We start from the raw sequence: 22125 nt of genomic DNA on the forward strand, positions 1-22125 counted from the left end.
ATCCCAGGAGGAACTATGGCACTCGCCTACGCACCCGGCTCGTCGGTCGACACGACCCGTCTCGCCGTCATCTCTTTCGCGATCGTTCTGTTCGCGATGCTCGCTCTCTACCTCGTTGGTTTCGACCAGGGCGCGATTTCGCGCAGTGGCATGTACATGCATGAACTGATGCACGACGGCCGCCACCTCCTGGGTCTGCCATGCCACTGACCGATTCCTTCGCGAAACTCCTCATCCGCGGCCTGCTGGCCGGCCTGATCGCAGGCATCCTGGCCGGTGGCGTCGCGTTCGTCCTCGGTGAGTCGCACATCGATGCGGCCATCGCGATCGAAGAGTCGAACAGCGCCGCCGAAGCCGAAGTCCACTCGCACGATGCCACTCAGGCGGCCGAGCCGGCCGGGCACTCGCACGACGAGGAAGAGGCACTGGTCAGCCGTGACGGACAGCGCTTCGGGTTGTTCCTCGCCACGTCCCTCGCGGGCCTGGCTCTGGGAGCGATCTTCGCCGTCGTCGCGAATTACGCACGTCGAGTGACGACGCTGTCGGGACCATTGCTCGGTCTGACATTGGCCACATTGGGCTGGTTGGCAATCGAGGCGGTGCCGTTCTTCAAGTACCCCGCCAACCCACCGGCTGTCGGAGACCCCGAAACGATCACTCAGCGCACCTGGCTGTGGCTCGCCGCAGTCGTGCTGGGTCTGCTCGCGGTGGTGGCCTCCGTCTTCGCGGCGAAGGCCGTCGCAGCGCAGGAATTCCTGTCGCTGCGAATCGCGGCGCCGGTTCTCGCCTTCCTCGTGGTGGTGACCATCGGCTACCTCGTGCTGCCCACCGTCAATGAAGTGGGCAGCGACTTCCCCGCAGTGCTGCTGTGGCAGTTCCGCCTGTCGTCACTCGCGACGCAGGCCACGTTGTGGCTGGTTCTCGGACTGGCATTCGCGTTCCTCACGGAGCGTGCCACCCGGGCCACGACGCCCGCGTCGGCGAACGTCGCCTGACCCACCTGTCAGGGCGTCAGCGGGATTCGTCCCATCGGGCCGGGTCCGCCTCCAGGGCGGCCCGGTCCCAGCCACCCCGCTCGGCCGCCGCGTCGTACGTGCTGTGCAGGAACTTCAGCAGTGCGGCATCGGGATCGTCTGCGTTTCGGACGGTCTCGTACGGCAGCAGGAACTGTCCGTTCTCCGTGCTGTAGAAGGCTCCGTCGGGCCCGACCGGGTAGTCGGCGAATCCGTCCGGTTCCGGGTAGGCGTACGCGTAGAACGCGCCTTCGACGCCACCACCGGGCCAGAAACCGCAGCTGCTCAGCTCGTGCGAGTAGCCCTCGACCATCACCCAGTCTCCGCAGTTCGGTGCTCCCCCAGGATGAGTCGGTGCGGTTCGCCCGGAGAACCGGGTGCAGGCCAGGTCGAGCGCACCCCAGAAGAAGTGCACCGGACTGACCTTCCCGATGAAATGGGAACGGAACTCGTGCAGGACGCGGTCCGCCTGCACGAGCTGCCGCCAGAACTGATGCACCGACTCACCGTCGTACGAACAGTGCTGATTATCCTCCGCGAACGGGACGGCGGGGTCCACCTCGTTGGGCCGGGCCAGAATCGTCGTCGCCACACCCAGTTCGGCCAGCGTGGCCATCGTCTCCGCATAGAAATCGGACACCGACTTCGGTTCGAGGGCAACCGTCCCGGTGCCGCCCGTACTCGTGCGGATCACCAGTCGATGGTCGGCGAAGTCGAATTCGATGTCGAAGCACTCGGTGCCGTACGGGACTGTCGACGTCGTGAGACCGCGGGGGCTCACGTACAGCGGAACCTGCCACCAGTGGTTGATCAACGGTGCGTGGGCCAAGCGGATCTTCCCGACTATCTGCGTCCACATGTGCAGGGTGTCCCGCGTCGACGTCCAGTCGTCCACCTTCAACGCCGGCCATGCATCTCCGGGTCGTGTCTGCTCGCGCACAGCGCCTCCCTGCCGACGACGTGCTTTTCAATGTGCCCCCTCGTCCGGGGTGATGGCAAGCACGTCGCATCGATACCCGGGTAGGGGTGAACTCCACTCCGTGGGGTGATGTGCCGCGACGTCGCCGATACCAGCATGGGGACATGACCACTCGTACTGCACCCTCGGTCCCGCAGGCGGTCGAGCGCGCGTACTGGCTGCTCGGACTCGCCCTGTTCGCCGGCGTGGTCGAGGCCATCGCGCACACATCGACGGCATTGGAGGGCCCGGACGCCGACGTCGGCAGCCTCGCCGGACAACTCGCGGTCCGCGTCGTCGTATACGGCGCGGTGCTGTTCGTCATGACCCGATTCCGCAGTGGCAGGGCGTGGGCGCGGAACACTCTCGCGATCGGTCTCGGCGTCTTCGGCGTCGCTTCGCTCGTGATGGAGCCGCTCGCCTGGCTGTCGGCCGGCAACGACCCGATGTCCGCCGTCGCGGGTCTGACGCTCGACGCCGCGGTGATCGCGACCGCCCGGCTCACCCATCTCGTGGCGGTGATCGCGGCGGTGGCACTCATGTTCCGGCCCGACGCCAACCGGTACTTCACGCGCCGCTAGTTCACCGGCGCCGCGCCCGCCTGCGTCAGAAGCTGCAGGAACACGTCCTTCGGCTGCGCGCCGGACACGGCGACGCGGCGGTTGGCGACGAAGAACGGCACCGCCGACACCTGCAGTCGACGGGCGGTCTCGAGGTCGGCGCGGACCGCGTCCGCACCGGCATCGGATTCGAGTTCGGCGCGGACGGTGTCGGCGTCGAGCCCGGCCCGCGACGCGATCTCGACGAGCACCTCGCGATCGTCGATCACGGCTCCCGCACCGAAGTGGGCGCGGAACAGTTCCTCTACCACGGCATCTCGCTCGTCGCCCGCCAGGTGGATCAACCGGTGGGCGTCGAAGGTGTTGGCGGCGATCACGGTGTCGAAGTCGAGACTCAGCCCCTCGCCGGCCGCCGTGCGCGCAACGTGTCCGAACATCTGACGGACCTGCTCGGCAGGCATGCCCTTGCTCTCCACCAGGGCGTCGAGTTCGCTGCGCCGCTCCCCCACCGGCGTCTCCGGCGACAGCTGATACGACCGCCACACCACGTTCACCCGGTCGCGCCCCTCGAACTCCGCGAGGGCCGACAGGAAACGGTGCTTGCCGATGTAGCACCAGGGGCAGGCGACGTCGGACCAGATCTCGATCTCGATGTCGCCGTCGGTGTTCTGCTGTGTCGTCACAGTTCAGTGGAACGAATCGCCGGTGCATTCTGTTCCGCCGGGTTCGACACGGTGTTTGTCTTGGTTCGCCGCGCTGCATTTCCGCACGCCGGATTCGACCGAACGGTACGGTGATGGAATCGACGCGGCGAGAGTAACGTCGTATCGATCGTGCCGCTGAGCAAGGGGCGCTCGTCGCGATGCCCGGACAATCGACGGCCGACAGTTGCGGAACCCGAACTCCTCCAGGAGTAGCCATGGTTTACGTCTCTTCACCGAGCAAGTCCGTCGAGTCACTCGGAATCGTGTTGATCGCCGTCGGAGTCGTCCTGCTCGCCCTGCTCACCCTCTACCTGGTCGGATTCGACCAGGGTGCGATCTCCCGAAGTGGCATGTACCTGCACGAATTGATGCACGACGGCCGCCATCTCCTGGGAGTTCCCTGTCACTAGTTCCACCACCACCGGAGCACGCGATGAACTCTCCAGCAGATTTCGAAGCACAGGCGAACAGGGTCGCGGAGTACGGCCCGATCCATCACGCAGAGATGGATTCGCCGTATTACCTGTCCAATTCCGCGTTCGACGCGTTGCGACACGTTCTCCACGACGTCGGCGGCCAGGCCGCCCTTCCCGTCAAGTACGAGGAGAAGGTCGAAGAGGACTGGGAGATGAGTACATACGTGACGTGCGAATGCCTCGGATGGCGCGGTGTGTGGAACTCCGAGGAGCGCCGCCGCGCCGAGAACGATCTGGGCGCAACGCTGTACTTCGGGTTGCCGTACTACGCGCGGTGGATCACGGTGGCCGCCAAGACGCTCATCAACAAGGGCCTGATCACGCCCGACGAACTCTCCGCCAAGATCGACGAGGTCCGGGCTCGGTCGGGTGGCGGGAACGCGACCGGAGGCCAGTCATGACGAAGTTCGAGATCGGCGACCGGGTCACCGTCAAGGACGCGACCTCGATGTTCCACACCCGAACCCAGGCATTCATCCGCGGGCGCACCGGAGTCGTCGTCGAGCACCGCCCGGAGTGGGTGATCCCCGAGGACGAGGCGTGGGGTCGCGTGGAAGACGGCCGGACCGAGCCGTTCTACGTCGTCCGCTTCCGGCAGACCGACCTCTGGCCCCGCTACACCGGATTCGAGATCGACACGTTGGAAACCGAGTGCTCCGAGCGCTGGCTCGAGCCGGCAGGAGAGGCGGACACATGACGCATTCGCACGACGATCACGCCCCGATCCAGGCCTCGGAGGAGGTCAGCGAGTTCGAGATCCTGGAGACCGCCATTCGGGAACTGTCCATCGAACACGGACTGTTCTCCCGGGAGGATCACCGCCGCTTCTCCGAATGGGCCGAATCGGTAGGGCCCTCGGGTGGTTCGAAATTGGTCGCGAAAGCGTGGGTCGACCCGGAATTCAAGAAGCGGCTGCTGGCCGACGGCACCGAAACCTGCAAAGAAGTGGGGATCGACTGGCGCGACCCGACCGGATCGGGCACGCCGAGCGACTACACGTACTTCTACGTGCTGGAGAACACCCCGAAGGTCCACAACGTCATCGTCTGCACGTTGTGTTCGTGCTATCCGCGGCCCGTTCTCGGTATGTCTCCGGACTGGTACCGCACCCCCAACTATCGCCGCCGGTTGGTGCGCTGGCCCCGCGAGGTAATCGCGGAGTTCGGCTTGCACTTCCCGTCGGATGTCGAAGTGCGCGTGCATGATTCGAACCAGAAATCACGGTTCATGGTGATGCCGATGCGCCCCGAGGGCACCGAGGGGTGGAGCGAGGAACAACTGGCGTCGATCGTCACCCGCGACACCATGATCGGTGTTGCCGTCCCACAGGTCGATTGGACCGCGACCACACCACCCTCGGACAACGGAGGAACCGCGCGATGATGACGGACAAGGCATACGACGTCATCCTGAACACGCTGACGCCGGAGACGACCCGCGACGACGTGACGCTGCCGGACCTCGACCGCAAGCCCGACCCGTGGGAATCGAGCATGCAGGCCACCGCGGAATGCCTGTCCTGGCGTGGCGCCTGGGACAATCTCGACAGGCGCCACACCGAGGACCAGCTGGGCGAAACCGTCTACCGCGACTTCCCCGTCCGCTCCCGGTCCGTCGTCGCCACCGCTCACGCGTTGATGGACAAGGGCGTCATCAGCCCGGACGAACTCCAGGCGAAGATGGAGGAAGTGCGGGCACGGTTCAACCGTCAGTAGCCGGCCGCACTCAGGACTCGAGTGCCGCGTCCAGCGTGATCTCGACTCCGGTGAGCGCCTTGCTCACGGGGCACGACTCCTTGGCGGCCTGAGCGGCCTTCGCGAAGCCGTCGGCGTCGAGACCGTCCACCTCGCCGCGGACCGTCAGCTTGATGCCGGTGAGCTTGAAACCCGGGTTGTCCGGTCCGAGTGAGACATCCGCCTTCACCTCGAGGCTCTGCGGGGTGCCGCCTGCCTCTGCGATGAGTGCGGACAGCTGCATCGCGTAGCAGGAGGAATGCGCCGCGGCGATCAGCTCCTCCGGGCTGGTGGTTCCCCCCGCCTCTTCGGCCGCCCGCTTGGGGAACGAGACGTCGAACGTCGCGACACCGGAACTGGTGAGTTCCACCTGGCCGCTTCCCTGTTCGAGCGATCCGTTCCAAGCGGTCCGTGCGGTACGTGTCGGCATGCCACATCCTCTCGTGGTTCTTCGGTTTACGTGTCGAACCTACTCGTACCGGGCGGCCATCCGCAGCGCGCGGGAACGCAGGGCGGCCCGCAGAGCGTCCGGTGCCAGCACTTCCGCGTCCTCCCCGAACGCCCACAGAACCCCGCGTGCGTGGGAGTCGTCGCCGAACACCACTTCCAGGCGCAGTCGATCGCCGTCGACCGACTGCTCGGATCGGACGGCATAGGCACGCTCCACCAGGTCGTCGCGACGCTCACGGTGCACGAGAACATCGGCGACCACCGGTGTCCCGCGCGCCCGGAACGCCGAACGGCGACGCTCCCAGATCGCGGCGAGGTCGATGTCGGCCGATCTCTGCGCCGGCTCGTCGAGTTCGCGGACGTCCTCGATCCGCTCGAGCCGGTACGTCCGGTCGCGGCCGGCGTCCGTCGCCACCAGATACCACCGTCCCGCCGCATGGATGAGGCCCTGCGGGTCGATGACGCGCCACACCGCATCGATGCCCCGCGACGGGTAGAGGATGCTCAGCCGCCGGCCCACGAAAACCGCCTGCTGGATCAGCCCGAGGTGATCGTCGACCGGTTCCGGATCGGACAGCCACGTTCCCTGGGTGACGAACACCCGCTCCGCCACCTTCGTCGCCGCGGCCCGGTGCGCGTCCGGCATCGCCGCCACCACCTTGCGCATCGCCGACGCGAACGCCGGCGCCATGCCCAGTGATTCCGACGTCACCGCCGAGCCGGCCGCCAGCAGGGCCTTGGCCTCGTCGACAGTCAGGCCTGTGAGGTCGGTGGTGAATCCCGGCAGCAACTCGAAGCCGCCGTCACGGCCGCGTTCGGCGTACACCGGTATCCCCGCCGTCGACAATGCGTCGATGTCCCGCAGCACGGTGCGCGGGGACACCTCGAGTTCGCGGGCCAGCGCCGACGCCGACATTCGCCCGCGGTTGCGGAGCAGGAGGACGAGCGAAAGCAGGCGGTCGGCGCGCATGGGAAAAGTCTGTCAGAAATACATGACAGAAGATGTCATGTTTTGCGGCAATAGTTGCCTCATGACGAACACGACAGATCCCCGGCCCCTGTACCGCGAAGCCCTTACCTGGACGACCGGCCTCATCGAGAAAGTCCGCGAGGACCAGCTGACGGCATCCACTCCGTGCGCCGACTTCGACGTCCGCACCCTGCTCGGCCACCTGGTCGCCACCGTGGAGCGTGCGCGCGTGATCGGTGAGGGCGGTGACCCGAGCACCGTTCCGCTCGTCGTCACCGACTACCCCGGCGACGGCTACGCGGACGCCTACCGGTCCGCCACGGATCGCATGTGGCCCGTCTGGACCGACGACAGCCGGCTCGACGCGACGGTGACGGCGCCGTGGGGCACGGTCCCCGGCCGTGCCGCCATCTGGGGCTACATCAACGAGACCCTCGTGCACGGATGGGACCTGGCCGTCGCCACCAGCCAACCCTCCGAAACCCGCCCGGAACTCGCCGAGGCCATGCTCGCCGTCGCACGGCACGCGATCCCGGCGGAGACGCGCGGCGGGCACGTGCCGTTCGCGGACGTGGTCGAGCCGCACCCCACCGCCGGTCCCACCGAGCGCCTCGCCAACTGGTCGGGACGCAAGAGCATCTGACCCCGCGCACACGAACGGGCCGCCGGTGGAAAACCACCGGCGGCCCGTTGTCGTTCGACTACTGCCTGTCTACTCCGAGTCGGCTGCGCCCGACTTGGCCAGGTCGACCGGAACCTCGTCGGGGACCGTGACCGGCTTCGTCTCGCCGCGGAACGTGAACTTCGCATCCTCGCCCGCGCCTTCGCCGTCCCAGTTCTCGACGTCGACGTACACGATCTGACCGGGGCCGACCTCGCCGAAGAGAATCTTCTCCGACAGCTGGTCCTCGATCTCGCGCTGGATGGTGCGACGCAGCGGCCGCGCACCCAGGACCGGATCGAAGCCACGCTTGGCCAGCAGCGACTTGGCCTTGTCGGTGACCTCCATCGTCATGTCCTTGTTCTTCAAGGCCACCTCGACGCGTGCCACCATCAGGTCCACCATCTGAACGATCTGCTCGGTGGTGAGCTGGTGGAAGACGACGATGTCGTCGATGCGGTTGAGGAACTCGGGACGGAAGTGCTTCTTCAGCTCGTCGTGGACCTTGAGCTTCATCCGCTCGTAGTTCGACTCGTCGCCCTTACCGGACGTGAAGCCGAGACCCACAGCCTTGGAGATGTCCGAGGTACCGAGGTTCGAGGTGAAGATGAGCACCGTGTTCTTGAAGTCCACGGTCCGGCCCTGACCGTCGGTGAGACGGCCGTCTTCGAGCACCTGCAGGAGCGTGTTGTAGATCTCCTGGTGTGCCTTCTCGATCTCGTCGAACAGCACCACGCTGAACGGCTTGCGGCGCACCTTCTCGGTGAGCTGGCCGCCCTCTTCGTAGCCGACGTAGCCGGGAGGGGCACCGAACAGCCGCGACGCGGTGAAGCGGTCGTGGAACTCACCCATGTCGATCTGGATGAGAGCGTCGTCCTCACCGAACAGGAAGTTGGCGAGCGACTTGGCCAGCTCGGTCTTACCGACACCGGACGGGCCGGCGAAGATGAACGAACCGGACGGACGCTTCGGGTCCTTCAGGCCGGCACGGGTACGACGGATGGCCTTGGCGACAGCCTTGACCGCGTCTTCCTGACCGATGATCCGCTTGTGCAGCTCCTCCTCCATGCGGAGCAGACGCGTGGTCTCCTCCTCGGTGAGCTTGAACACGGGGATACCGGTCCAGTTACCCAGGACCTCGGCGATCTGCTCGTCGTCGACCTCGGCGATGACGTCCAGGTCACCGGAACGCCACTGCTTCTCCCGCTCCGCACGCTGAGCGACGAGGGTCTTCTCCTTGTCGCGCAGGTTCGCGGCCTTCTCGAAGTCCTGCGCATCGATCGCGGACTCCTTCTCACGGCGGGCGTCGGCGATCTTGTCGTCGAACTCGCGGAGGTCCGGCGGTGCGGTCATCCGGCGGATGCGCATCCGGGCTCCGGCCTCGTCGATGAGGTCGATGGCCTTGTCCGGCAGGAAGCGGTCGTTGATGTAGCGATCGGCCAGGGTGGCCGCGGCGACGAGTGCACCGTCCGTGATGGACACGCGGTGGTGCGCCTCGTAACGGTCGCGAAGACCCTTGAGGATCTCGATGGTGTGTTCCACCGTCGGCTCGCCGACCTGCACCGGCTGGAAGCGGCGCTCGAGTGCGGCATCCTTCTCGATGTACTTGCGGTACTCGTCGAGGGTGGTGGCACCGATGGTCTGCAGCTCACCGCGGGCGAGCTTCGGCTTGAGGATCGAGGCCGCGTCGATGGCGCCCTCGGCCGCGCCTGCACCCACGAGGGTGTGCAGCTCGTCGATGAACAGGATGATGTCGCCGCGGGTGTTGATCTCCTTGAGGACCTTCTTCAGGCGCTCTTCGAAGTCACCGCGGTAACGGCTGCCGGCCACGAGCGACCCGAGGTCGAGCGTGTACAGCTGCTTGTCCTTGAGCGTCTCGGGGACCTCGCCGTTGACGATGGCCTGAGCGAGACCCTCGACGACGGCGGTCTTACCGACACCGGGCTCGCCGATCAGCACCGGGTTGTTCTTGGTACGGCGCGACAGCACCTGCATGACGCGCTCGATTTCCTTCGAGCGGCCGATGACGGGGTCGAGCTTGCCTTCGAGGGCGGCCTGGGTGAGGTTGCGACCGAACTGGTCGAGCACCAGCGACGTGGACGGGGTGCCCGCCTCGCCGCGAGTGCCGCCGGCCTCGGCCGGCTCCTTGCCCTGGTAGCCGGAGAGCAGCTGGATCACCTGCTGACGCACCCGGTTGAGGTCGGCACCGAGCTTGACCAGCACCTGCGCTGCGACGCCTTCACCCTCGCGGATGAGGCCGAGCAGGATGTGCTCCGTACCGATGTAGTTGTGTCCGAGCTGCAGTGCCTCGCGCAGGCTGAGCTCCAGGACTTTTTTGGCACGCGGGGTGAAGGGGATGTGGCCGGACGGGGCCTGCTGGCCCTGGCCGATGATCTCCTCGACCTGGCTGCGCACTCCTTCGAGGGAGATGCCCAACGACTCCAGCGACTTGGCAGCGACACCTTCGCCCTCGTGAATGAGGCCGAGCAGGATGTGCTCCGTACCGATGTAGTTGTGGTTGAGCATCCTGGCTTCTTCTTGAGCCAGGACAACAACGCGCCGTGCGCGATCGGTGAACCTCTCGAACATCGCTCTCCCTCACACTTTCCGACGTGCAGTCACGAGACCGGGTGTCTCGTCCCTGTTCGCCGCGTTTCGCTCCGGCACTACAAGCAGATCGCCAGCGCCTGCTCCGAGGGCCGAAGCCCCGAACCGACGAAGGTTCCACGACCCCAGCTATTACTCTAGTTGGCTGCCGATCGACCTGCTGCCCCTCCACCCCTTTAGATGGACGAGCAGGCCTGCTTACCCGTATTTAACGCCCCAGCTCCGGCAATAGTTTCCCGTTCGCTGTACGCCTGGAGCGAACAGGCTCCGCGATGCCGATGTGGACCACCATTTCGTAGCCGCCGGGACTGGCTCGAATGGACACTTCTTTCCAGTTGTTCACCATCCAGACGTACCTGGACGGGACCCTGCGGGTACGTCGTGACCGTGGTGTCGCAGAAATGCGACAACCTCTTGCCCGCGAAGTTCGCGACCCGTTCCCCGAAGGAAGCGAGACCTGCGTGTCCGGACAGGGTATGTCGATGAGCTGTGAGTTCGCCACCCATACCTTTCCTCCGGCGTCGGCCGCGATACCCAGCGGGTTGCTCAAGACCCCCCGGTAACCGGCGACGAGGCGGGAAAGGGCTACCCCGCGACCGGGGTGACGAAACGGCACGGCACGTCGCGCGGGTGGGCGGGATCCAGCGCGTTCAGCACGAATCCGGCGGCCCGTGCCGAACCGGCGACGGCGACGTGGTCGGAGTAGTCCTGCTCGCAACCGTCCTGGACGACGATGTTCGTGGTGTTCGGGCCCGCCTCGATGCCGCTCGTGTACGGGACGACCAGTTCGTCGTAGCGGGTGGCGATGTTCGTGTACTCGATGCCGGGGACGTAGACCCCGTCCGCCCGCATGCGGTCGATGAACGCGGACCCCTGGAACATCTCGAGGCAGGCCCCACAGACGGGGAAACCCGCCGCCACCTCGTCGTCGATGCCGAGCGCCCGCATGGACCGCCCGACGCTGATCTGATCGTTGCCGTACGTTCCGTGCCACGGCGGTGCCAGTGACACGATCTTCGAGACCTTGTCTGCGCCGCCGAAGAACTTCACGTAGTTGTTCGCCTGCAGGGTGCCCTGTGAATGTCCGACGAGATCGACTTTCGAGGCCCCCGTGCTCGACAGCACCTGATCGACGAACGTGGCGATCTGAGCGGTACCGGTGTCGATGGGAGTCATCCCGCCGATCGCATCGAGCGGCCACGGCAGTTCGGGGAAGTTGCCGTAGGTGAGGGAATACACGCAGTAGCCCTCGTTGGCGAGAAGCGGTGCGTACACCGCCCAGTTGGTCTGGCGCGCGCCTCCCGTCCCGTGGACGAGGACCACCGGTTCGGGATGCGCGTCACTCGGCACGCAGGACCAGTCGTTCGAACCCGGGGCCGAACCGCCCGGATTTCCCAATTCGAGGGGCACTCCGGCGAGGAAGGAATCCGGCACCGGATAGGTCGGCGCTGCGGACGCCACCCCGGACCACATCACGAACGCCAGGAACAGAATCCCTGAAACGGTCACGCAGCGCCGCACAGCTACCCCCCGAACTTCCCGATTAACGGATCAGTGCGGGACGGTAACAGTCCAGGTCACGTCGCGGAGCGAATCAGCGAATTCGGTCCCCAGCTAACTTTCAGTTCGCCTTGTTGTAGGCGTCGATAATTTCCGCGGAGATACGCCCGCGCGCAGAAACCTTTTTGTTGTTCTTGCGCGCCCATTCCCGGATAGCGGCGCTCTGTTCCCGATCGACCGAAACTCGGGACTTGGTGGCGGCCGGAGCCGCCACGGTCTTGCCGCGCTTGCGCGAGCTCACCTTGCGCGCGTGGGAAACCCACACGTCGAGCTGCTCGCGCAATTTCGCCGCATTCTCCGAGGAAAGGTCGATCTCGTACTGAACACCGTCGAGTCCGAACTCGACCGTCTCGTCGGCAGACGCCTCCTGATCGACATCGTCGATCAGGGTGACAGTGACCTTCTTAGCCATGGGATGAAATTCCTCTCGAATGAAGCGACGTCTCATCGTCAACGTGAGCTACGACCCGGAGGTAACCATACCCCTGTTCTTCCGATTCGGAATACGAGGAATGGATCGAATTTATCCGCGCGAATTCACCCTGGTGAATCAGCGAGTAGAAGGACGAACAATGGGAAAGAGGATTGTTTCGCGGATTCCCAATCCCGTCAAAGCCATGAGCAGACGGTCGATTCCCATTCCGGTACCGGTAGTCGGCGGCATTCCCTGCTCCATTGCGGCGAGGAATTCTTCGTCGAGGGCCATCGCCTCGTCGTCGCCGGCCGACGCGAGACGCGCCTGATCGACGAACCGCTCACGCTGGATGACCGGATCGACCAATTCCGAATAGCCCGTGGCCAACTCGAACCCGCGGATGTAGAGGTCCCACTTCTCGGTCACCCCGGCCTTGCTGCGGTGGTCACGAGTCAGCGGCGACGTCTCGACCGGGAAATCACGGACGAACGTCGGCTCGAACAACTGGTCGCCACACTGGTGCTCCCACAGTTCCTCGACGAGCTTTCCGTGCCCGTACCCCTTGTCCTTGGGGACCTCCAGGCCTACCTTCTCGGCGAGCGCCAGTAATTCCTCGACGGTGCTATACGGAGTGACCTCGACACCGATCGCCTGCGACAGCGACGGGTACATCTCGAGGGTCTTCCATTCACCACTGAAGTCGTATTCGGTGCCGTCGGCGAGAGTGACGACCTGCGAACCGAAAGCGGCCTGCGCCACTTCCTGGACGAGTTCGCGGATCATGACGGCGGAATCGTCGTACGTGCCGTACGCCTCGTACGTCTCGAGCATCGCGAATTCCGGCGAGTGCGTCGAGTCGACACCCTCGTTGCGGAAATTCCGGTTGATCTCGAAGACCTTCTCGATACCGCCGACGACGCACCGCTTCAGGAACAGTTCGGGCGCGATACGGAGGTAGAGATCGATATCGAGGGCATTGGAACGCGTGATGAAGGGACGGGCCGCCGCGCCACCCGCCACCGTCTGCAGCATCGGCGTCTCGACCTCGAGGAACCCGCGACGCTCGAGCGCGTTCCGGAGCTCACGGACGACAGCCACCCGCTTACGCGCATTCTCCCGCGCCTCGGAGCGCACGATCAGATCGGCGTAGCGCTGCCGGACCCGCGACTCCTCGTTCATCTCCTTGTGCGCTACCGGCAGCGGCCGGAGCGACTTGGACGCGATCTGCCACGAATCGGCCATGACGCTCAGCTCACCGCGACGCGAACTGATCACCTCACCGTGCACGAACACGAAGTCACCGAGGTCGACATCGGCCTTCCACGAGGCCAGAGCGTCCTCCCCGACCGCGGCGAGACTGATCATCGCCTGCAGCTGGGTGCCGTCGCCTTCCTGCAGCGTCGCGAAGCACAACTTGCCCGTGTTGCGCACGAAGATCACCCGGCCGACGACGCCGACCTGGTCACCGGTGGCCGTGTCGGGCTCGAGTTCCGGGTACTTGGCCCGGATCTCCGCCAGCGAGTGGGTGCGCGCCACCGACACCGGGTAGGCCTCGCGTCCCTCCGCGAGGATGCGCTCACGCTTCTCCTGGCGGATCCGAAGCTGCTCGGGGGTGTCGTCGACTGGCTGGGCTGCTACTTCACTCACGGGTCACCAGCCTAATCGACAGCCGACCGTGCCCCTATTTCGAGGTCAGCGTCAACCGACGGCTCGCCGTCAGTGTCATGCGACGGCTCGCCGTCAGTGTCATGCGTGAGCCGAGACGGTGGCCAGCTCCCGCACGCAGTGCTGCGTGGCGATGAGCGAGCCCAGCAGTCCCGCCGCCTTGATCGCCTTGTACCCGCCGACGAGATCGGTCGCCTTGTGCAGACCCAGCTGCTGCAGCGCCGCCGCGGCGAGACTCGACGTGTAGCCCTCGGAGCAGACGATGATCCACTCGACGTCGTGGTCCACTGCCAGCGCCAGGTGCGCCGAGCTGGTGGGATCGCAACGCCACTCGAGAACGTTGCGTTCGATCGCGAGCGCACCGGGAAGCGTTCCCTCGATCGCTCGCTGCGCCTGCGGGCGGATGTCCACCACGATCGCGCCGCGCGCCACGGCCTCGGGCAGCTCGAATGCGTACATGCGGTCGATCTGGGTGCGGGCCTCTTCGAGCATCTGGTCGATGTTCACTTCGAACCACCCTCGGGGAGATCGGTGAGCTCGGTCCGGGTACGGCGCAGCGTGCCGTGGTCGGTGACCTCGTAATAGGACATGGCCGATAGCGGCGGCGAGTAGGCGTGCACGCTCAGCGTCGGCGTCACCACCTCCGCCCCGGGTGCGTCCGGCGCCCGCACGACGTCGTGGACCCAGCCGAGCGGGAACGAGGCCTGATCGCCTGCCTCGAGAGTGCGGTGACGCAGACGGTCACCCGCCCAACGGAACTCGGACAACGCGCCGCTGAGAACGGTGAGCGCGCCGAAAGAGCCTGCGTGGTCGTGCAATTCGGTGTTCAGGTCGGGAACCCAGCTGATCAGCCAGACGTCGACGTCGTCGTCCGAGTAGAGCCGGGTCGACCAGCGCTCGTGGGTGGGCCAGCTCTGCGGGAGCAGGACGTCGTGGCGGCCGTCGAGGACCTCGGAAGCACCCTGGTCGGTGATGCGCAGCAGGTCAGCCGGGCGAAGACGGGTGGGTACAGATGCAGAAGAATACGTTGCGAGCACGAGAGAGACTCCCAGAAGTGTGAATTGGTCAAGGCGGCGTTCAGCCTCGACAACACTCCTGAGCACTCGTGCAGAGATTCACGGGGACCATTCTGACATAACTTCCGCGAAGAGGGAACCCGTCACTCGAGCGGGCTGCGACGCGCCCCTCGGCGAGCCTGATTCCGCTCGTAGACCAGGCGCAGCCCTTCGAGCGTGAGATCCGGTTCGTGCTCGTCGACGGTTTCCGTCTCGGGCATGATCAGCGGCGCGCGGTCACCGGTCGCGATCACCACCACGTCGGAACCGGAGAAGGCGGGCAGTTCCTTGCGCACGCGGCGGACCAGCCCGTCGACGAGCCCGGCGAAACCGAACACCGCACCCGACTGCATGCACTCGACGGTGTTCTTGCCGACGACGGAGCGGGGACGCACCAGTTCGACCTTGCGCAGAGCCGCCGACTGCGACGCGAGTGCGTCCGAGGAGATCTCGAGGCCCGGCGCGATGGCGCCGCCGAGGAACTCGCCCTTGGCGGACACGACGTCGACGCACGTGGACGTCCCGAAGTCGACCACGATGCACGGTGCGTCGTAGAGGTGATGCGCCGCAAGACTGTTCACGATCCGGTCGGCGCCCACCTCCTTGGGGTTGTCGACGAGCAGCGGAACACCGGTTCGCACCCCGGGTTCCACCAGCACGTGCGGGACGTGCCCCCAGTACCGCGTCAGCATCACGCGGATCTCCCGCAGCACCGACGGCACCGTCGACAGCGCGGACACACCGGTGATCTGATCGGTGTGCGCGCCGAGGAGCCCCCGGAAGATGAGGGCCAGCTCGTCGGCCGTCATCCTCGCGTCGGTGCGCATCCGCCAGTCCTGCACCAACTTCGAGTGTTCACCGGTACCGGTGAACAGTCCGAGAACGATGTTCGTGTTCCGGACGTCGACGGTGAGGAGCATGGGTTACACCAAACTGGATTCGCGCTCGGCGTCGAGCGTCGACAGCATGCGCGGGGTGATGAGACCGGAGCCCTCCGGCGCGTGCGCCGGGTCGGCACCGAGCTCGATCGGCGAGTTGGCGGCGTCGACAAACACGACGCGCGGCTCGTAGTCGCGCACCTCCTGCTCGTTCATGACACCGTAGGCGATGAGGATGACGAGGTCGCCGGGCTTGACCAGATGCGCTGCCGCACCGTTGATCCCGATGACGCCACTTCCCCGCTCGCCGGCGATCACATAGGTTTCGAGCCGCGCGCCGTTGTCGATGTCGACGATGCACACCTGCTCGCCCTCGAGAAGGTCGGCGGCGTCCATCAGATCCTGGTCGACCGTCACCGAGCCCACGTAGTGCAGGTCGGCGTGAGTGACGGTGGCGCGGTGGATCTTCGACTTCATCATGGTGCGAAACATGTTCCGGTCCTTACTCTTCTAGCGGGAAAGAAGTTCGTCTGTGGCCGCGCCCGACGGTGGTTCGGCGTCGCGTTCGAGGAAACCGGTGCCGACGGCGACACCGACGTTGTCGATCAATCGGGTGGTTCCGAGCTTGGCGGCGACGAGCAGCCGGCCGTCGCCTCGTTCGGGGGCGGGGCCGAGATCGACGCCCCGCACTTCGAGGTAGTCGACCTCCACCTCCGGGACGGAGGCCAGCACCTCGCGCGCGGTGGCCAGGATCGCCTCGGCGCCACCGGCCGCGGCGTGGGCGCCGGCGATGAGCGCCGCGGACAGTGCCGTCGCCGCGGTGCGCTGCGCCTCGTCGAGGTAGCGGTTGCGCGAGGACAGTGCCAGACCGTCGTGTTCACGCACCGTGGGCACGCCGAAGATTCGGACATCGAAGTTCAGGTCGGTCACCATCTGCCGGATCAGCGTCAGCTGCTGGTAGTCCTTCTCACCGAAATACGCGACGTTCGGCGCCGCGATCTGCAGCAGCTTGGCGACGACGGTGAGCATGCCCGCGAAGTGCGTCGGCCGAGACGCGCCCTCCAGCTCGGCACCCAGCGGTCCGGGATGGATCGTGGTCCGCGGTCCTACCGGGTACATGGTGGCTGCGGTGGGCACGAACGCCAGCTCGACTCCGGCCTCGCGCAGCAGTTCGAGATCGGCGTCGAGGGTGCGCGGGTAGGCGTCGAGGTCTTCACCGGCGCCGAACTGCAACGGGTTGACGAAGATCGAGACGATCACCACCGCGCCGGTGAGCTTGGCCTGCCGCACCAGTTCCAGGTGACCCGTGTGGAGGGCTCCCATCGTCGGCACGAGCGCGACCTGGCGGCCGACACCGCGGAGCGCCTTCGAGACCCGGGTCAGCACGTTCGGGTCGTGGTGCACGGTCAGTTCGCCGCGCTTGTATCCGCCCTGCAGATCGCTCACAGAACTCACCTCCGGTCTTCCAGGATTTCCAGCAGTTCAGGTGTCGCGCCGGCGCGTTGCGCCGACCTCAGCGACAGGGCACGGTAGCCGGCCGCGATCCGCGGATCGACCTCTTCGAGTACCCGCAGATGCGTGGCCACCGCTTCCGAATCACCCCGCGCGACCGGCCCGGTCAGTGCCGACGGTCCGCGCCGCAGGGCGTTGTCGAGCGCCGCGGAGAGCAGCGGTTGGAGGACTCGTTCGGCCAGGCCGTTCGGATCGTCGCCGATCAACTCCTGGCCGAGCAGTTCCTGGCCTTCGAGGGCGACGCGCAGCGCGGCCACGGCGTCGACGACGAGCGTCACCAGGTGGTTGCTGCCGTGCGCGAGAGCGGCGTGGTACAGCGGTCGCATGTCCTCGCGGACCCGGACGGGCTCGCCGCCGATCTCGAGGACCAGCGACTGTGCGATCGCGTAACCGATGTCGTCGGCGGCGGTGATGCCGAAACAGGCGGACGCGAGACGGACGGTGTCCTCGTCGTGCCCGGTGAACGTCATCGCGGGGTGAATCGCGAGCGGAACGACGCCCTGCTCGGTGAGGGGGTCGAGGATCCCGATGCCGTTCGCGCCGGAGGTGTGCGCCACGATCGCGCGACTCGGCACCGCACGGGTGGAGGCCAGCCCCGCGATCAGTGACGGCAGTTCGGCGTCGGGGACGGCGAGAATGAGCAGTTCGGAGCGGGCCGCGACCTCGGCCACCGGCAGAATCTCGGTCTCGGGGAGCCGGGTCCGTGCCCGGTGACGTGACGCGTCGGAGACAGCCGAGCAGGCGACGACGACGTGACCTGCCCGCTCCAACGCGGCACCGATTGCTGTACCGACCCGGCCGGCGGAGACGATTCCTACCGTCAACCTCGCAGGCGCAGGGCCATTAGTGATCCCGAAAGAGGTCACCTTCGTCCTCTCGTTCGTTCCAGTCCCGCTCGGCGGGTACCAGACGTTCCAGGGTGAGGATAGCCCGGCTCGAACGCACCCCGCCATGCGCCGGCAGAGTGATATATGCCTCACACGATGCGGGTTGATCCTCGGGCGCGTCCGGCCTTACTCGGCCCGGCGACGCCGGCCGCCGGTGCTCTGGCCGGTCCCGGATGCCGACTGCATGTTGGCCATGATCTCGGCGACGGACAGCCCGTTCGAGTGCGCACCCGACGGTTCGTCGGCCTCGGGCGCCCGACGGCGGCCCTGCCGCGCTTCGGGCTCTGCCTCTGCCTCTGCCTCTGAGTCGGGCTCGGGGACCGATTCGGGCTCGACCGGGGCGACAGGCTCCGGCTCGGGTGCCGGCCGGGTCTCGGCAACCGGCTCGGGCTCCGGTTCCGGTTCGACCTCGATCTCGGGTTCGGTGTGTCCGGCGTAGGCGGGTTCCACGATGGACGTCTCGGCGGTGACCGGATCGTCGTCCGGATTCGCGAAGTGGTGAGAAGACTGGGCGGAACCGCTCTGATGCCCGGCCCCGGCGGCATGCCCTGCTCCCGGGATGTACAGGCCCGACGCAGCAGGCTGATAGCTGCTGTACGACCCGCCTGCGAGTTCCTGCACACGAGTCGAATCCGCCCGCAGCGCGATCCGTTCGGTCGGCATCGCGCCGTCGAACAGGGCCTCGAGGTTCTTGCGGAGCGACGAGAGTTCGGCACGCAGCGCGGCGAGTTCTTCGGCGTCGGCGCGCACCTCGCTGCGCACCCGCTTCTCGACGGTGAGCTCGTATTCGCGCCGTGCCGAGATCTCCCGCTCGAGCTGCAACTCGTAGACGGTCTGCAGGTCGTTGACCTTCGCCTTGTCGAGCGCCGACTCGCGCCGGTACTTCGTCATGGCGATGGCACCGACCGTGGCAGCCCACAGCGCGGCGACCAGGCCCACTCGCAGGAGTTGGACGCTGTCGCTGAAGATCAGGAAGAGGGACGCGATCACCGCGAGGGCGAGCAACCCCGCAACGATCATCTGGCTCGCGCTGCGCTTGTTGCGGCGCGCAGACTTGAGGCGACCAGGATTCGTCATGGTGCCAGGGTACTTGGCCGCGAAGGGTGCACCGCGCATTCCATCGGACCTGCGGCGATCCTCCATGTCCTCAATGCGCCGGCTCGTCCGAGGGGTCGTCGGGGGTGCGGCAGCAGTGTTCCAGCCATAGTGCCGCGCCGACGAGGGCCAGTGCGGCGACGAGGCCCACCCACGCGCCGGGAGTGTCCGAGCCCGCGGCCCGGAGCACCGAACGCTGCGGAAGCAGGTACAGCAAGAAGCCGCCCCACACCCCGGCCGTCGCGGCACCGACGAGCGCGGACGCCTTGGCGAGCGCCGCCACCCGGGCGGCGGTGATCGGGTGCAGCTGACGCGGTCCGTCGCCCACCTGATGGTTGCTGACCCGGGATCGCACCATGAACGCGAGCACGACCTCGATCAGCGCGACCGGATACAGCGACGCCCCGGCGTACACGGGAATCGGCGGAAACGAGCCGTAGAACACACGGACCAGAATCCAGGTGGCGGCGACGGCGAGGGCGGCCAGGAACAGCAGATCCCAGATCCGGGTGGGTTTCATCGTGCCCGCCGGTTCCGGCTTCATCGCGACCGCCGGTCCAGAACGAGCTGCGTCCGGTGCACACCGGCGCGTTCCTCGTCGCCCAGAAGTGGCAGCAGCGCCTCCACCCGGGTCGTCGTCCCGTCGACCGGCAGCACGGCGTCGGGTTCGACGTCCAGCCACGGAATCAGCACGAACGCACGCTCGTGCGCTCGCGGGTGCGGCAACGTCAGTTCCGGGTCGTCGCTGCGGACGTCGTCGCACGTGACGACGTCGACGTCGAGCGTGCGCGGGCCCCACCGCTCGATCCGCACCCGGTCGGCGGCAACCTCCAGTTCCTGCCCGCGCCGCAGCCAGCCGTAACCGTCGAGAGCGGGATCGTCGACGACGAGGACCGCGTTGAGGAAGTCCTGCTGCTCGACACCGCCCCACGGCGCCGTCGAATACACCGGAGAGACCGCCACGACCGCGCCACCCAGACCGTCGAGAACGGACTGCAGATGGGCAAGGCTGTCACCGACGTTCGACCCGATCGACAACACCGCGCGACTCATGGCCGCGACCTGTGCGCGACCACCGCGACATCCGCGAAGGTCAGCGGGATCGGCGCGGACGGCTTGTGCAACACCACCTCGGTGCGCCGGACGCGAGGGTCGGTCATCACCCCGTCCGCGATCTCCGCGGCGACGGTCTCGATGAGGTCCCGTGAGGGTCCCGCGACGATCGCGGCCGCGCGCTCGGCCAGTCCGCCGTAGTCGAGGGTGTCGTCGAGGTCGTCCGATGCGGCGGCGGGGGCGAGGTCCATCCAGACGGTGATATCGACGTAGAAGTCCTGACCGTCCCGCTTCTCGTGTTCGAAGACGCCGTGATTGCCACGAACCTTCAAGCCGCGCAACTCGATTCGATCACTCACGTCCGACTGCACCCTTTGCCCAGGCCTCGGCGACCGCGATGGCGTCGAGGGAACCCTGCGCGTCGTGCACGCGCACTCCCCACGCTCCGTGGGTGGCGGCGAGCGCCGAGACGACGGCGGTCGCGATCTCCCGGCCGGCGGGCGGGCGCGGTTCCCCGTCCGCATCCGCCAGCAGCGAACCCAGGAACCGCTTGCGGGACGCGCCGATCAGGACAGGGAATCCCAGCGCGTTGAACTCGGGCAGCGCCTTCAGCAGAGCCCAGTTGTGGTCGGCGTTCTTCGCGAAACCGAGACCCGGATCCAGCACCAGGGAACCCGGATCCACCCCGGCCTTCACGGCCAGGTCGACCTGGGTCATCAGTTCGTCCCGGACCTCACGGACCACGTCCTCGTAATGGTCGGCGGTGCCGCGGTGCACGTAGTCGGCAGCCGAACGCCAGTGCATCAGAATCCACGGCACTCCGGCGTCCGCGACGACCGAGGCCATCGCCGCATCCGCACGGCCACCGGCGACGTCGTTGATGATCGACGCACCCGCCTCGATCGCGACCTCCGCGACCGACGCCCGCATCGTGTCCACGCTGACGCAGATGCCCTCGCCCACCAGGTCCGCGATCACAGGTGCGACGCGACCGGCTTCGACGTCGGGATCGACCCGCGCCGCGCCCGGCCGGGTGGACTCGCCGCCGACGTCGACGATGTCGACGCCGAGACGCTTCAGTTCCAGACCGCGCGCGAGCGCCGCGTCACGATCGAGGAAACGTCCGCCGTCGGAAAAGGAATCGGTGGTGACGTTCAGGACGCCCATCACCACGGTTCGGCCTGGCGCGGGCAACTCGATCACGGTCACTTCCGCAGAATAAGGTCCAGAGCCTCGGAACGTGAGGCCGCGCTGGACTGGAGCAGACCACGCACCGCGGAGGTGGTGGTACTCGCACCAGGCTTGCGGATCCCCCGCATCGCCATGCACAGGTGCTCGGCCTCGATGACCACGATCGCACCGCGCGGGTCGAGCTTGCGCATGACAGCGTCGGCGATCTGGCTGGTCAGACGCTCCTGCACCTGCGGACGCTTGGCGTACAGGTCGACCACGCGCGCCAGCTTCGACAGGCCGGTCACCTTGCCCGTCTTACCGGGGATGTACCCGACGTGAGCGACCCCGTGGAACGACACGAGATGGTGCTCACACGTGGAGTACAGCGGAATGTCGCGAACGAGCACCAGCTCCTGGTGCCCCTCGTCGAACGTCGTGTTCAGCACGGTGTCCGGGTCGGTGTAGAGGCCCGCGAAGACCTCGCGGTACGACCGCGCCACGCGGGCGGGCGTATCCCGGAGTCCGGGACGGTCCGGGTTTTCACCGATCGCGATCAGCAGTTCGCGCACCGCAGCTTCGGCACGCGGCTGATCGAACACCCGGCCTGTCTCGAGTGCCACGGGCTCACTACCGAGATGATTCACCGACAACCGAAACTCCTCCAGTACCGGGACCGATCGTCCCGAAGCAACAGCCTAGT

At 66.7% G+C, this 22125-nt stretch carries 29 protein-coding genes; 9 read left to right on the forward strand and 20 right to left on the reverse strand.

The genetic code is table 11. The annotated features are described in order from the left end of the window. The first annotated feature begins 15 nt into the window (after nucleotides 1-15). Entirely contained in the window at nucleotides 16-210 is a 195-nt protein-coding gene (locus tag GO592_RS27510) for a CbtB domain-containing protein (RefSeq protein WP_005244930.1), read from the forward strand. Further along, on the forward strand, nucleotides 201-995 hold the full coding sequence (locus tag GO592_RS27515) for a CbtA family protein (protein WP_007301513.1): 795 nt from the start codon (nucleotides 201-203) through the stop codon (nucleotides 993-995). Before GO592_RS27510 ends, GO592_RS27515 begins: the two co-directional genes overlap by 10 nt. 16 nt (nucleotides 996-1011) lie before the next feature. On the opposite strand, the gene GO592_RS27520 is transcribed toward GO592_RS27515, so the two are convergent. Beyond that, the gene (locus GO592_RS27520) at nucleotides 1012-1953 is read right to left on the reverse strand and encodes a DUF5996 family protein (protein WP_039953101.1); all 942 of its coding nucleotides are present in this window, start codon (nucleotides 1951-1953) and stop codon (nucleotides 1012-1014) included. 143 nt (nucleotides 1954-2096) lie between these two features. Between GO592_RS27520 and GO592_RS27525 the strand changes: the two genes are divergently transcribed. Further along, complete coding sequence (locus tag GO592_RS27525; RefSeq protein WP_007301511.1) at nucleotides 2097-2552, forward strand: hypothetical protein; 456 nt, start codon at nucleotides 2097-2099, stop codon at nucleotides 2550-2552. Here GO592_RS27525 and GO592_RS27530 read toward each other — a convergent pair. After that, nucleotides 2549-3214, reverse strand: coding sequence for a DsbA family oxidoreductase (locus GO592_RS27530; protein WP_005573490.1), 666 nt, complete (start codon nucleotides 3212-3214; stop codon nucleotides 2549-2551). The two genes, GO592_RS27525 and GO592_RS27530, sit on opposite strands and share 4 nt — an antisense overlap. A gap of 236 nt (nucleotides 3215-3450) precedes the next feature. On the opposite strand from GO592_RS27530, the gene GO592_RS27535 reads away from it, so the two are divergent. Genes GO592_RS27535 through GO592_RS27555 form a run of 5 tightly spaced genes read left to right on the forward strand, consistent with a single transcriptional unit; the run spans nucleotide 3451 to nucleotide 5426 of the window. Further along, nucleotides 3451-3645 (forward strand): CbtB domain-containing protein, encoded by a 195-nt coding sequence (locus GO592_RS27535; protein ID WP_005244942.1) that lies wholly within the window; start codon nucleotides 3451-3453, stop codon nucleotides 3643-3645. A gap of 23 nt (nucleotides 3646-3668) precedes the next feature. Further along, entirely contained in the window at nucleotides 3669-4112 is a 444-nt protein-coding gene (locus GO592_RS45935) for an SH3-like domain-containing protein (RefSeq protein WP_005262168.1), read from the forward strand. Then, on the forward strand, nucleotides 4109-4408 hold the full coding sequence (locus tag GO592_RS45940; RefSeq protein WP_005262167.1) for an SH3-like domain-containing protein: 300 nt from the start codon (nucleotides 4109-4111) through the stop codon (nucleotides 4406-4408). The genes GO592_RS45935 and GO592_RS45940 overlap by 4 nt, the downstream gene beginning before the upstream one ends. Beyond that, nucleotides 4405-5094 carry a thiocyanate hydrolase subunit gamma gene (scnC, locus tag GO592_RS27550; protein WP_005244945.1) on the forward strand — a complete coding sequence of 230 codons (690 nt, stop codon included), beginning with the start codon at nucleotides 4405-4407 and terminating at the stop codon, nucleotides 5092-5094. Before GO592_RS45940 ends, scnC begins: the two co-directional genes overlap by 4 nt. Further along, on the forward strand, nucleotides 5091-5426 hold the full coding sequence (locus GO592_RS27555) for an SH3-like domain-containing protein (protein WP_005262166.1): 336 nt from the start codon (nucleotides 5091-5093) through the stop codon (nucleotides 5424-5426). Before scnC ends, GO592_RS27555 begins: the two co-directional genes overlap by 4 nt. A gap of 10 nt (nucleotides 5427-5436) precedes the next feature. On the opposite strand, the gene GO592_RS27560 is transcribed toward GO592_RS27555, so the two are convergent. Both GO592_RS27560 and GO592_RS27565 read right to left on the reverse strand, forming a co-directional pair. Then, nucleotides 5437-5874: an OsmC family protein gene (locus GO592_RS27560; protein WP_005244949.1), complete on the reverse strand. Its 438-nt coding sequence runs from the start codon at nucleotides 5872-5874 to the stop codon at nucleotides 5437-5439. Between the two features lie 39 nt (nucleotides 5875-5913). Further along, nucleotides 5914-6864, reverse strand: coding sequence for a helix-turn-helix transcriptional regulator (locus GO592_RS27565; protein ID WP_007301510.1), 951 nt, complete (start codon nucleotides 6862-6864; stop codon nucleotides 5914-5916). A gap of 61 nt (nucleotides 6865-6925) precedes the next feature. Here GO592_RS27565 and GO592_RS27570 point away from each other — a divergent pair, with 61 nt between their 5' ends. Continuing rightward, nucleotides 6926-7507 carry a TIGR03086 family metal-binding protein gene (locus GO592_RS27570; RefSeq protein ID WP_007301509.1) on the forward strand — a complete coding sequence of 194 codons (582 nt, stop codon included), beginning with the start codon at nucleotides 6926-6928 and terminating at the stop codon, nucleotides 7505-7507. Between the two features lie 69 nt (nucleotides 7508-7576). Here the strand turns inward: GO592_RS27570 and GO592_RS27575 are convergent, their stop codons facing one another. The 16 genes from GO592_RS27575 to folE all read right to left on the reverse strand — a co-directional run bounded on the left by GO592_RS27575 (nucleotide 7577) and on the right by folE (nucleotide 22075). Continuing rightward, nucleotides 7577-10114, reverse strand: coding sequence for an ATP-dependent Clp protease ATP-binding subunit (locus GO592_RS27575; protein ID WP_005244954.1), 2538 nt, complete (start codon nucleotides 10112-10114; stop codon nucleotides 7577-7579). A 603-nt stretch (nucleotides 10115-10717) separates the two neighbouring features. Beyond that, the gene (locus tag GO592_RS27580) at nucleotides 10718-11653 is read right to left on the reverse strand and encodes an esterase/lipase family protein (protein WP_007301508.1); all 936 of its coding nucleotides are present in this window, start codon (nucleotides 11651-11653) and stop codon (nucleotides 10718-10720) included. Nucleotides 11654-11753: 100 nt separating this feature from the next. Continuing rightward, complete coding sequence (locus GO592_RS27585; RefSeq protein WP_005262159.1) at nucleotides 11754-12104, reverse strand: histone-like nucleoid-structuring protein Lsr2; 351 nt, start codon at nucleotides 12102-12104, stop codon at nucleotides 11754-11756. Nucleotides 12105-12242: 138 nt separating this feature from the next. Next, on the reverse strand, nucleotides 12243-13754 hold the full coding sequence (gene lysS, locus GO592_RS27590) for a lysine--tRNA ligase (protein ID WP_005262157.1): 1512 nt from the start codon (nucleotides 13752-13754) through the stop codon (nucleotides 12243-12245). Nucleotides 13755-13853: 99 nt separating this feature from the next. After that, nucleotides 13854-14279: a rhodanese-like domain-containing protein gene (locus GO592_RS27595; protein WP_007301507.1), complete on the reverse strand. Its 426-nt coding sequence runs from the start codon at nucleotides 14277-14279 to the stop codon at nucleotides 13854-13856. Continuing rightward, a complete protein-coding gene (locus tag GO592_RS27600) occupies nucleotides 14276-14809 on the reverse strand; it encodes a cysteine dioxygenase (RefSeq protein ID WP_005574778.1) in 534 nt (177 codons plus the stop codon). Before GO592_RS27600 ends, GO592_RS27595 begins: the two co-directional genes overlap by 4 nt. Before the next feature lie 122 nt (nucleotides 14810-14931). Next, nucleotides 14932-15747, reverse strand: coding sequence for a type III pantothenate kinase (locus GO592_RS27605; RefSeq protein WP_005244962.1), 816 nt, complete (start codon nucleotides 15745-15747; stop codon nucleotides 14932-14934). Nucleotides 15748-15750: 3 nt separating this feature from the next. After that, nucleotides 15751-16197, reverse strand: coding sequence for an aspartate 1-decarboxylase (gene panD, locus GO592_RS27610; RefSeq protein ID WP_005262154.1), 447 nt, complete (start codon nucleotides 16195-16197; stop codon nucleotides 15751-15753). A gap of 18 nt (nucleotides 16198-16215) precedes the next feature. Next, nucleotides 16216-17151 (reverse strand): pantoate--beta-alanine ligase, encoded by a 936-nt coding sequence (gene panC, locus GO592_RS27615; protein WP_007301506.1) that lies wholly within the window; start codon nucleotides 17149-17151, stop codon nucleotides 16216-16218. Nucleotides 17152-17156: 5 nt separating this feature from the next. After that, nucleotides 17157-18083, reverse strand: coding sequence for a Rossmann-like and DUF2520 domain-containing protein (locus tag GO592_RS27620; RefSeq protein WP_037242324.1), 927 nt, complete (start codon nucleotides 18081-18083; stop codon nucleotides 17157-17159). 147 nt (nucleotides 18084-18230) lie between these two features. Continuing rightward, a complete protein-coding gene (locus GO592_RS27625) occupies nucleotides 18231-19181 on the reverse strand; it encodes a DUF6779 domain-containing protein (protein WP_193385515.1) in 951 nt (316 codons plus the stop codon). Nucleotides 19182-19251: 70 nt separating this feature from the next. Further along, nucleotides 19252-19719, reverse strand: a complete 468-nt coding sequence (locus GO592_RS27630) for a DUF3180 domain-containing protein (protein ID WP_182624050.1) — start codon at nucleotides 19717-19719, stop codon at nucleotides 19252-19254. Nucleotides 19720-19739: 20 nt separating this feature from the next. Beyond that, nucleotides 19740-20252, reverse strand: coding sequence for a 2-amino-4-hydroxy-6-hydroxymethyldihydropteridine diphosphokinase (folK, locus tag GO592_RS27635; protein ID WP_007301503.1), 513 nt, complete (start codon nucleotides 20250-20252; stop codon nucleotides 19740-19742). Further along, nucleotides 20249-20611, reverse strand: a complete 363-nt coding sequence (gene folB, locus GO592_RS27640; RefSeq protein ID WP_005262144.1) for a dihydroneopterin aldolase — start codon at nucleotides 20609-20611, stop codon at nucleotides 20249-20251. The genes folK and folB overlap by 4 nt, the downstream gene beginning before the upstream one ends. Continuing rightward, nucleotides 20604-21461, reverse strand: a complete 858-nt coding sequence (gene folP / locus GO592_RS27645; RefSeq protein WP_007301502.1) for a dihydropteroate synthase — start codon at nucleotides 21459-21461, stop codon at nucleotides 20604-20606. The genes folB and folP overlap by 8 nt, the downstream gene beginning before the upstream one ends. Beyond that, nucleotides 21458-22075, reverse strand: coding sequence for a GTP cyclohydrolase I FolE (gene folE, locus GO592_RS27650; RefSeq protein ID WP_025431746.1), 618 nt, complete (start codon nucleotides 22073-22075; stop codon nucleotides 21458-21460). The genes folP and folE overlap by 4 nt, the downstream gene beginning before the upstream one ends. Nucleotides 22076-22125 lie beyond the last annotated feature (50 nt).

Source organism: Rhodococcus sp. 21391, assembly GCF_016772255.1.
Taxonomy (GTDB): domain Bacteria; phylum Actinomycetota; class Actinomycetes; order Mycobacteriales; family Mycobacteriaceae; genus Rhodococcus_F; species Rhodococcus_F opacus.